Here is a 255-nt window from a genome sequence, read left to right on the forward strand (position 1 = left end):
CAGCGCGTGCTTCGGTATTGGAAATCCTCTCCGCGCCGGTGGCGTCTCCGCCGAGCATCAGGGACCGGATGCGGTCGTCGTGCTTGCGGAATTCCGCGGTAAGGCCTGCCAGCTTTGCCCAGGTCACCTTGCCCTGCTCGGTGGCCAGCGCTTCGACCGCCTTGAAGGTCTCGTCGAAATGACGACGGGCTTCGTCGCTGTCGGAGATGTAGCCCTGCATCTCGCTGGCACTGTCCGCCATCACCAGGGTTGTCT

General features: G+C 63.9%; 1 protein-coding gene. It reads right to left on the reverse strand.

The features are described 5' to 3' along the window. Positions 1–255, reverse strand: a 255-nt coding sequence (locus KVS69_RS19905; RefSeq protein ID WP_217539905.1) for a hypothetical protein, incomplete at both ends; no start/stop codon positions are given.

The organism is Stenotrophomonas sp. GbtcB23, from assembly GCF_019091045.1.
In the GTDB taxonomy this organism is placed as follows: domain Bacteria; phylum Pseudomonadota; class Gammaproteobacteria; order Xanthomonadales; family Xanthomonadaceae; genus Stenotrophomonas; species Stenotrophomonas rhizophila_A.